The following is a 9,451-nucleotide window of genomic DNA, read 5'->3' on the forward strand; positions in this document are numbered from 1 at the left end:
CGAGCCGACCCGCAGGCGCAACCGCACCCGCCGGCCCGCGACCGAGGCTCCCGCCGAGGTCCAGGTCACGGCCGCGCCGGTCACGGACGCCCCCGCGGCCGAGACCGAGCGCACGCGGACCCGCAGGGCCGCCGCGACCGAGGCCACCGCCACGCCCGCCACCACCGCGGACGTGACGGCCGAGGCCGCTCCGGTCGAGGAGAAGCCCAAGCGCACCCGCACGCGCAAGGCCGCCGCGACCGAGGCGCCCGTCGCCGAGGCCGAGGCGACGGTCACGGTTCCGGAGACGTCCCAGGACGCCGCCGCGACCGAGACCAAGCCGAAGCGCACCCGCACTCGGAAGCCCGCCGCGACCGAGGCTCCCGCTGACGCCCAGGCCGTCCCCGCCACCGGCGAGGACGTGTCCGCCGAGGTCAAGCCGAAGCGCACGCGGACCCGCAAGGCCGCCGAAGCCGAGGTCGAGCCCGCCACCACCGCGGACGCGACGACCGAGGCCGCACCGGCCGAGGAGAACCCGAAGCGCACGCGCACCCGCAAGGCCGCCGAAACCGAGGCCACCGCCACGCCCGCCACCGGCGCGGACGTGTCCACGGAGGCCGCACCCGCTGAGGAGAAGCCCAAGCGGACGCGCACCCGCAAGGCCGTCGCCACCGAGGTGACCGCCGACGCGGAGGCGCCGTCCGAAGCGGCGCCCAAGCGGACGCGGACCCGCAAGGCCGCCGCGACCGAGGCTCCCGCCGAGGTCGAGGCGACCGTCGCGGAGGCCGAGGCCAAGCCGAAGCGGACGCGTGCCCGCAAGGCCGTCGCCACCGAGGCACCCGCCGAGGTCGACGCCACGTCCGAGGTCGGCGCCACGTCCGAGGTCGGCGCCACGCCGGAGGCCGAGGAGAAGCCGAAGCGCACCCGGGCTCGCAAGAGCACGGCCGCCGAGGCGCCCTCCGAAGCCGACACGGCCGACACGGCCGGCGCGGCCGACGCCGCGGTGACCGAGGAGAAGCCCAAGCGCACCCGCACCCGCAAGGCCGCCGCGACCGAGGCTCCCGCCGAGGCCGAGGCGACCGTCGCGGAGCCCGAGGCCAAGCCGAAGCGGACGCGGAAGGTCGCCGCCGCCGAGGTGTCCGGCGAGGACGCCGTGACGGCCGAGACCGCGCCGAAGCGCACGCGGACGCGCAAGACCGCGGCGCCCGAGGCTCCCGCCGACGAGGCGGCGGCCGAGGCGGCTCCGAAGCGGACGCGGGCCCGCAAGACCACCCCCGCCGCGGCGGAAGCGGCGGACGTGGTCGAGGGCAAGCCGAAGCGCGCGCGGAAGACGGCCGCGACCGAGGCGGACGCGACGGCTTCCGAGCCCGCGCCGAAGCGGACCCGGGCCCGCAAGTCCACCGCTGCCGCCGCCGACGCGACGGACACCGCGGAGGCCGAGCCCGCCGCCAAGCCGCGGCGTGCCCGGCGGGCGGCCGGAGCTCCGGTGGAGGAGCCGCAGAGCGTCTGAGTGCCCGACGCGCCTGACGCGATTGACGCGCTTGACGCGGAACGCACGTGAACGCCGGTCCCGGGACATCCCGGGACCGGCGTTTCCGTTCGCGGAACCGACGCGGCGCCCGGTTCCGCGGGCGGGGCACACTCGAAGAAATTTCATGTTCGTGCGTTTCCGTTCGCGGAACCGACGCGGCGCCCGGTTCCGCGGGCGGGGCACACTCGAAGAAATTTCATGTTCGTTGCCGGGGCGATACGGGACCGCCGTCCTCCCGTTACCGCGGGAGCCCAGCGTTCTCGGCATGAGCTCCGGTCCCTCCCGCCGCCGTTTCCTCGCGTCCGGCGCCGCCGTCGCCGGGGGCGCGACGGCCGCGTCCCTCCTGCCGCCGTCCGTCCACGCCGCGCTGGCCCGCCCGCTGCCGCCCGGCGGCCTCAGGGCGATCAAGCACGTGGTCTTCCTCATGCAGGAGAACCGCAGTTTCGACCACTACTTCGGGACGCTGCGCGGCGTCCGCGGGTACGCCGACCGCAACGCGATCGAACTGCCCGACGGCCACCCGGTGTTCCACCAGAAGGGCGCGCTGCGCCGCGTGAAGCCGTTCCTCGCCCGGGACGCCATCGACCACGGCCCGCTCACCGACGTCAACTACATCGCGGGCCTCGACCACTCGTGGGACGGCGGCCAGAAGGCGCGCGGGGACGGCTGGCACGACGGCTGGATCGCCGCCAAGCAGCTCCCGACGATGGTCCACTACGACCGCCGCGACCTGCCGTTCCAGTACGAGCTGGCCGACACCTTCACGATCTGCGACGCCTACCACAGCTCGGTGTTCGGCCCCACCAACCCCAACCGGACGTACCACTGGACGGGGACGATCGGCTACGAGCCCAACGGCCACCGCGCGGTCGAGAACGACGCCTACAGCGAGGACACGCACCCCGGCTACGCCCTCACCTCCTACGCCCAGCGCCTGTCGAAGGCGGGCGTGAGCTGGCGCGTGTTCCAGGAGTGGGACAACTTCACCGACAACGCGATCGAGTTCCTCGTGACCTTCAAGGGGGTCATGCGCAAGGCCCTCGGGTCGTTCAGCCAGTACAAGAGCCTGACGGCGTTCTACGAGGCCGTCGCGAAGGCCGAGCCCGCCGCGCAGGCGACGATGCTGGCGAACCTGGACAAGGCCGTGGCGGCGCTCCCGGCGGCCGAGCGGGACCTGTTCGACCGGGGCCTGCGCCGCGTCCACGGCGGGACGCTCGCCCGGACCTTCCGCGAGACGGTCGCCGCCGGACGCCTGCCGCAGGTGTCGTACATCGTCGCGTCCGCGGCCGACTCCGAGCACCCGAGTTCGGGCAGCCCGGTCCAGGGCGCGGGGATCACCTACGAGGTGCTGGACGCCCTGGCCTCGCATCCCGGCGTCTGGGAGTCCACGGCGCTGTTCCTGCTGTTCGACGAGAACGACGGCTACTTCGACCACGTCCCGCCGCCGCTGCCGCCCGCGTCCGCGAAGGACGAGTGGGTGGACGGCAAGCCGATCGGCCTCGGCTTCCGGGTCCCGATGATCGTGGTCTCGCCGTGGACGGCGGGCGGCAACGTCTGCTCGGAGGTGTTCGACCACACCTCGACGATCCGGTTCCTGGAGCGCTGGCTGGGCGTCCGGGAGCCGAACATCGGCGCCTGGCGCCGGACGGTCGCGGGCGACCTGACCTCGGCGTTCGACTTCACCCGGCGGGCGCGTCCGGCGCGTCCGGCCCGGCCCGCCGATCCGCCGAAGTTCTTCTACCGCTGGCCCGCGCTGCCCCCGGTCGTCCAGAAGGACCCGGTCGTGGAGCCCGGCGTGAAGCCCGCCCGGCCGCTCCCCTACCGGCCCGAGGCGAGCGCCCGCCTGGACGGCGACGCGCTGCTCGTCACCCTCCGGAACCACGGGACGCGTTCGACGCACTTCGCGCTCTACCCGTACGCGAAGGAGTTCGCGACGCCGCGCCACTACGACGTCGCGAAGTCGCAGACCGACCGCGTCCCCGTCAAGGACGGCAGATACCGCCTCACGCTGACCGGCCCGAACGGCTTCCGGCGCGAGTTCGCCGGGACGGTCGCGGGCAAGGCGGCGAAGACCGTCGTCAGCTCGTCCGCCAAGGCCGCACGCACGCTGGCGATCAGCCTCTCCAACCCCGGCCGGGACACGCTGGCCTTCTCCCTGCGCGCCCTCGGCTACGGGACGTCCACCAGGACGGTCACGCTCGCGCCCGGGGCCACCCGCACGATCACCTGGCCCACCCGCGACGGCTGGTACGACGTCGAGATCACGACCACGGCGGACACGACGTTCCGCCGCCGCCTCATGGGCCGCCTGGAGAACGGCCGCGCCGGAACGACCGGCTGACCCGCTCAGGCGAGCTCAGGCGGGCCCAGGCAGGGTCAGGCGGAGGCGGCGCGGAGGTCCAGCGCGCGGCGGGGGTGGTCGGTGATCAGGACCTCGACGCGCGGGTCGGCGAGGAAGCGGCGCATCTGGGGCTCGGCGTTGACCGTCCAGATCATCGCGGGGAACCCGGCGCGGGCGATCTGCGCGAGGACGCCGACGCGCGCGAGCCGGTGGTTCAGCGCCACCAGGTCCGCGCCGGACCTGCGGATCGCGCGCACCGGGGCGAAGTCCCGGTGCGCGCCCAGCTCCCAGAGGCTGCGGCCCACCGACATCGCCACCCGGACGTGCGGGAAGTCGCTCTTGATCTGCCGGATGCTCGCGACGTCGCGGGTGGTGACGACGAAGCCGTCCGGGCCGAGCGCCGCCTCGGCGAGCGCGACCAGCTCGGTCTCGCAGCCGCGTTCCTTGAGGTCCAGGTGGCCCCGGGCCCGTCCGGCGATGATCTCCAGCGCGTCGCCGACCAGCGGGATCGGATGGTCGGCGAGTTCGGCGGCGCGCTCGTGGGCGAGCCGTGCCAGAGGCAGACCGCCGACCGTGGGATCGTGGTGGACGACCAGCGCGCCGTCGCCGGTGCGCCGGACGTCGATCTCGACGTACTCGGCGCCCGAGCGGGCGGCGTCGTGGAGTCCGGTCAGGCCCGCCGCGTCACGGCGGTGGGCGGAGACCGCCGGGTGCGTGGCCACGCCCGGAACGTTACCACCGAAGCCTCTACGGCGGTGTTCCGACCGGGGCGTTCAGTATGCTGGCGGCCCGTGAGTACGCCCCGGTTCCTGACCCTGCCCTCCGGAGTGCGCCGGACGTTCGTCGAGACCTCCCGCGGGAGGTTCGCGGCCCTGGAGGCGCTGCCCGGCTCCGGCGTGCCCGAACGGTGGCCCGCGCTGCTCGTGCCGGGCTTCACCGGGAGCAAGGAGGACTTCCTCTCCGTCCTGCAGACGCTCGCGTCGGCCGGACGGCGCGTCCTCGCGGTCGACATGCGCGGCCAGTACGAGACCCCGGCCGGGACGGGCCCGGAGTCCTACACGCGCGCCGAGCTCGGCGCGGACGTGGCGGCCCTCGCCGCCGTGCTCGGCGCGGACGACGACGTGCCCGTCCACCTGGTCGGGCACTCGTTCGGCGGGCTGGTGACCCGGGAGGCGGTGCTCGCCCGGACGGCGCGGGTGGCGTCGTTCACGCTGATGAGCTCGGGCCCGGGCGCGCTGACCGGGCCGTCCGCCGAGAAGGCCGTCCTGCTGCGCGACTCGATCCCGCAGCTCGGCATGGAGCAGATCTGGACGCTGGCCCTGGAGCCGGACGCGGTGAACCGCGGCGTCCCGCCGAAGATCGTGGCCTTCCTCAAGGCGCGGACGCTCGGCAACTGCGAGACCGGCCTGATGACCATGGCGACCGAGCTGACCACCTGCCCGGACCGCGTGGACGAGCTGGCCAAGTTCATGGCCGAGGAGGGCCTGCGCACGCTCGTCCTCTACGGCGAGGACGACGACGTGTGGGACCCCCGCGTCCAGGCGGCCATGGCCGAGCGCCTCGGCGCGGAGAAGGTCGTGATCCCGAGCGCCGCGCACTCCCCCGCCGTGGACGCGCCGGAGACCACGGCCGCGGCCCTCACCGACTTCTGGTCCCTCGCCGAACGCGCCCTCCGCTGACCCGCCCCCACCGCCCGCCCGCCCGCCGGACGGCCGCCCGCCGTCCGCCCGCTGAACGGCCGCCCGCCGTCCGCCCACTGAACGACTGCCCGCCGTCTGGCCGCTGGACGGCCGTCCGCTGAGCGGGCCCCGGTTGACCGAACCGAGTTCAGTAATGACACACTTACTGAGGTTTGTCTCACCGGAGGTGCGTGATGGCGGCTACGGTCGTTCCCCCCGAAAGCGTCACCTGGCGCGTGCACATCGACCGGTCCATGTGGGTCGGCGGCGTCCGCGGCCTCATGCTCCAGGCCCTGCACCCGGTCGCCATGTGGGGCGTCTGGCAGAACTCCAACTTCCAGGAGGACCCGTTCGGCCGGCTCCAGCGCACGGCCGACTTCGTGGGGGCGGCGACGTTCGGCGCCCCGGCCGAGATCGAGGAGCTGGCGGCGCGCGTCCGCGGCATCCACCGCAGCCTGCGCATCCTCAACCACGACACCGGCCGCAAGGAGCGCCTGGACCAGCCCGAGCTGCTGCGCTGGGTGCACTGCGCCGAGGTCCAGTCCTACCTGGAGGTCGCGCGCCGGTCCGGCCTGCCCCTCACCGACGCGATGGCCGACCGCTACCTGGACGAGCAGCGCCACACGGCCACGTTCGTCGGCCTGCACGCCGAGGACGTCCCCGGATCCGTCCGGGAGATGGACGAGTACCTCAACGACATGCGGCCGGCGCTGCGCGTCACCGAGGAGGCCGCCGCGACCGTCCGGTTCCTGCTGTGGCCGACGCTGCCGGAGAACCTGCGGTTCCTCGCGCCCGGCAAGCCGGGCTACTTCCCGTTCGGCGCGCTCTGCTACTACTCGCTGCCCGACTGGGCCCGCCGGATGTACGGCGTGCTGCCCGAGGTGCCCCAGCCCGCCGTCACGGCCGCGCTGCGCTCCTTCCGGACGGCCCTGAGCGCCGTCCCGGAGCGCCTGCACGACTTCGCCTTCGCCAAGCCCACCCGCGACATGCTGGAACGCGCACGGCAGCGCCTGGCGGCCGAAGGCTACGACACCCGCCACGGCCTCTACGGCCTCCGCGACCCCCGCCGCTGGCCCACCCGGACCCCGTCCATCTCATGAGACCTCAGGGGCCGCGCCTCCCGACGGGGGGACGTCCCGTAGCCCCGACGCGGGGACGTCCCGTGGACGCGCCGCCTCCGGCTCCCACAGGGACGCACTGACCTCGGCCCAGAGGACGCGCGGCATCCGCGACGCGCAAAGGGCCGCGCCGCGCCTCTCGGGGTCACTGGGAGGCTTCGGCCTCGGCGGCCCTCGAAGGGCGCGGCATCCGGCGCGCAGGGGGCGGCGCCGCGCCTCTCGGCGTTTACTGGGAGGCTTCGGCCTCGGCGGCGTCGAGGGACGCCCAGGGGTCCTTGCGGGGCGCGGCCTCGCGGCCCTCGGGGCAGTGCCGGGAGAAGTCGCACCAGGCGCACAGGTTGCTCGGACGCGGCGGGAACAGCTCGTCCCACGGCGCGTGGTCGACGACCGGGGCCTCGCCGGTGCGGGGACGCGGCACCCGCGCCGCCTTGTAGGCGTCGTCGGCGGCGGACGCCTCGTCCGCGATCTGCTCGGCGCGCGCGACGTGCCGGCCGAGGGACTCGGCGGTGTGCTCCCACACCGCGACCTCCCCGGACGGCAGGTGGTGCAGCTCGACGCGGTTGCAGGGCTTGCGCAGCACGCGGGACGCGGCGACCGCGTAGAGCGCGAGGGCCAGCGAACCGCGCGCGTCATCGGCGGTCAGGACGTGCCGGCCGGTCTTGTAGTCGACGACGACCAGCTCACCGGCGCGCTCGTCCAGCCGGTCGATGCGTCCGGACACGGCGATCCGGGACGTGCGGGTGGCGACGGTCCGCTCCACGCCGACCGGCTCGTCCGCCGGATCGACACGGGCCACGTACCGCTCGACCATCTCGCGCGCCCGCGCCCGCCAGCGCGCGGACTGCTCGCCGTCGCGGAAACCGTCGGTCAGCCAGCCGCGCATCAGCAGCGTCCCGGCGGCCTCGGGCGTGCGCTCCTCCAGCGGGAGCTTCCACCAGTTCGCCAGGGCGTTGTGGACGCTCGCGCCCACGCTGTTGTGCGCCCACGGCGGGCCCTTGGGCGGCGCCGGACGGTCCAGGTAGGTCATCCGGTACCGGCGCGGGCAGTCCAGCCAGGCGTTCAGCCGCGACGGCGTACAGGTGTAGAGCCGTCGCGGCATGCCCTCGAAGCCGAGCTGCTCCTGCGCCAAGGCGGACGGGCCCTTACTCGTCGTCGCCCTCGGTGGCGAGCGCGCCCCAGCTCTCCCAGCGGGCGTCCTCGTCGCCGACGGTGGTCTCCTCGCCCTGGCCCGGCAGGACCCGCAGGTCCTTGGGCAGCGGGGTGAGCAGGGCGCCGATCGAGTTGAGCTGCTTGCGCAGGTCGTCGTAGACGCCGCCGATCGAGCCCGGCCGGCCGCGGTGCAGCGTGTCACCGGAGAACAGCACGCCGAGCTGCTCGCTGATCACGCTCACGCTGCCCGGGGTGTGCCCGGGGGTGTGCACGATCTCCAGCTGGGCCTCGGCGATCTCGAAGACGCCGCCGTCCTCCAGCCAGATGTCGGGCTCCAGCGAGCGCAGCGCCTTGGCGTCCTCCTCGTCCTCCTCCTCGCGGGCGAGGCGGCCGAAGTAGTCGCGCCAGAGCAGCCGGTCGGCCCGGTGCAGGGCGATGGGGGCCCAGTTCTCCTCGTCCTCCTCGCCGGCCGCGGCGACCTCGAGCACCACGCCGAGGCGGTGCTCGTTGCCGTCGGTCAGCAGGACGGCCATGACCTCCCGGTCGCCGACCGCCTTGAGGATGGCCTCGGCGTCGTTGGCCGGGTCGATCACGATGACGTCGTCGTCGTCACCGACGATGTAGGTGTTGGTCTCGACCTCGTACTCGGTGTCGTCCAGGGTCACCCGACCCGACGTCACCACCTGTTCGATGCGCGCGTCCACGCCCCGCACCCTACCGCGCCCCGCCCGCGCGGGCGACGAGCCGCCGGAACGCCTCCGGGGCGGTCGTCTCGCAGCCGATCCGGTCGCCGCTCAGCTCGCCGTGGTCGTCACTGGAACCCGTCCCCACCAGGCCCAGTTCCGCCACGAGGACGCGCAGGGCGGCGCGGTCGGCCGGCTCGTGCCCGGGATGGTCCACCTCCACCCCGTCCAGTCCCGCCCCGGCCAGCCGGCGGATCACCGCGTCGTCGAAGGCGCCGCCGCGCTCGACCCGCGGATGCGCGAGGACCGACACCCCGCCCGCCGCCCGCACCAGCCGGACGGCACGCACCGGATCGAGCGCGTAGCGGGCGACGTTGGCGCGGCCGTCGGCGCCGATCCAGTCCGCGGTGAACGCCTCCTCGAAGGACGCGACGGTCCCCGCCTCGACCATGGCGCGGGCCAGGTGCGGCCGGCCGATGCGCGCCCCGCCCGCGATCCGCTCGACCTGCCCGAGCGTGACGGACGAGCCGAGCTCGCGGAGCCGTTCGACCATCTCGCGTCCGCGCCTGTCCCGGGACTCCTGGAGGCGCGCGAGTTCGGCGTTCAGCTCCGGGTCGTCCGGGTCGAAGAGGTAGGCCAGCAGGTGCAGGCTGCGCCCGTCCAGCTCGCAGGACAGCTCGACGCCCGGCACGAACCGCAGGCCGGGCGGGAGGGCGGCGCGCGCCTCGTCCCAGCCGCGGGTGGTGTCGTGGTCGGTCAGCGCCACCACGTCCAGCCCGGCCGCCGCCGCCCGGCGCATGACCTCCGCGGGGGGACGCGTCCCGTCCGACACGCTGCTGTGGGTGTGCAGATCGATCCGCATCCCCCGAGCCTATTGCGCCGCGGCGGCTCGCCCCGGGGCTGCGGCGCCCCGGCCCAAGGGGCTGCGGCGCCCCGGCCCAAGGGGCTGCGGCGGCCCGGCCCCTGGGGCC

At 74.8% G+C, this 9,451-nt stretch carries 7 protein-coding genes and 1 pseudogene; 4 read left to right on the forward strand and 4 right to left on the reverse strand.

Features of this window, described 5'->3' with window-relative positions; translation table 11 throughout:
* Positions 1-1,489: pseudogene (locus DZF91_RS39645) on the forward strand (hypothetical protein); the annotation flags it as partial.
* 286 nt (positions 1,490-1,775) lie between these two features.
* A complete protein-coding gene (locus DZF91_RS10495) occupies positions 1,776-3,851 on the forward strand; it encodes a phosphocholine-specific phospholipase C (protein ID WP_117357284.1) in 2,076 nt (691 codons plus the stop codon).
* Between the two features lie 35 nt (positions 3,852-3,886).
* Here the strand turns inward: DZF91_RS10495 and DZF91_RS10500 are convergent, their stop codons facing one another.
* Positions 3,887-4,573, reverse strand: a complete 687-nt coding sequence (locus tag DZF91_RS10500) for a glycerophosphodiester phosphodiesterase (RefSeq protein WP_117357285.1) — start codon at positions 4,571-4,573, stop codon at positions 3,887-3,889.
* A gap of 69 nt (positions 4,574-4,642) precedes the next feature.
* On the opposite strand from DZF91_RS10500, the gene DZF91_RS10505 reads away from it, so the two are divergent.
* Entirely contained in the window at positions 4,643-5,530 is an 888-nt protein-coding gene (locus DZF91_RS10505; protein ID WP_117357286.1) for an alpha/beta fold hydrolase, read from the forward strand.
* A 194-nt stretch (positions 5,531-5,724) separates the two neighbouring features.
* Entirely contained in the window at positions 5,725-6,630 is a 906-nt protein-coding gene (locus tag DZF91_RS10510) for an oxygenase MpaB family protein (protein WP_117357287.1), read from the forward strand.
* A 244-nt stretch (positions 6,631-6,874) separates the two neighbouring features.
* Here the strand turns inward: DZF91_RS10510 and DZF91_RS10515 are convergent, their stop codons facing one another.
* The 3 genes from DZF91_RS10515 to DZF91_RS10525 are packed head-to-tail and all read right to left on the reverse strand — an operon-like array spanning position 6,875 to position 9,342.
* Positions 6,875-7,777 carry a RecB family exonuclease gene (locus DZF91_RS10515; RefSeq protein WP_235834199.1) on the reverse strand — a complete coding sequence of 301 codons (903 nt, stop codon included), beginning with the start codon at positions 7,775-7,777 and terminating at the stop codon, positions 6,875-6,877.
* A 13-nt stretch (positions 7,778-7,790) separates the two neighbouring features.
* Positions 7,791-8,501, reverse strand: a complete 711-nt coding sequence (locus DZF91_RS10520; protein WP_117357290.1) for an MBL fold metallo-hydrolase — start codon at positions 8,499-8,501, stop codon at positions 7,791-7,793.
* A gap of 10 nt (positions 8,502-8,511) precedes the next feature.
* Positions 8,512-9,342 carry a PHP domain-containing protein gene (locus tag DZF91_RS10525; protein WP_117357288.1) on the reverse strand — a complete coding sequence of 277 codons (831 nt, stop codon included), beginning with the start codon at positions 9,340-9,342 and terminating at the stop codon, positions 8,512-8,514.
* Between the last annotated feature and the right edge of the window lie 109 nt (positions 9,343-9,451).

The sequence above is a fragment of the Actinomadura logoneensis genome (assembly GCF_003428695.1).
Lineage (GTDB): Bacteria > Actinomycetota > Actinomycetes > Streptosporangiales > Streptosporangiaceae > Spirillospora > Spirillospora logoneensis.

What these genes read in the sequence shown, in the direction of transcription:
- DZF91_RS10495 (WP_117357284.1), top strand. Translation starts at nt 1,776, where the DNA reads ATGAGCTCCGGTCCCTCCCGCCGCCGTTTCCTCGCGTCCGGCGCCGCC.
- DZF91_RS10510 (WP_117357287.1), top strand. Translation starts at nt 5,725, where the DNA reads ATGGCGGCTACGGTCGTTCCCCCCGAAAGCGTCACCTGGCGCGTGCAC.
- DZF91_RS10525 (WP_117357288.1), bottom strand. Translation starts at nt 9,342, where the DNA reads ATGCGGATCGATCTGCACACCCACAGCAGCGTGTCGGACGGGACGCGT.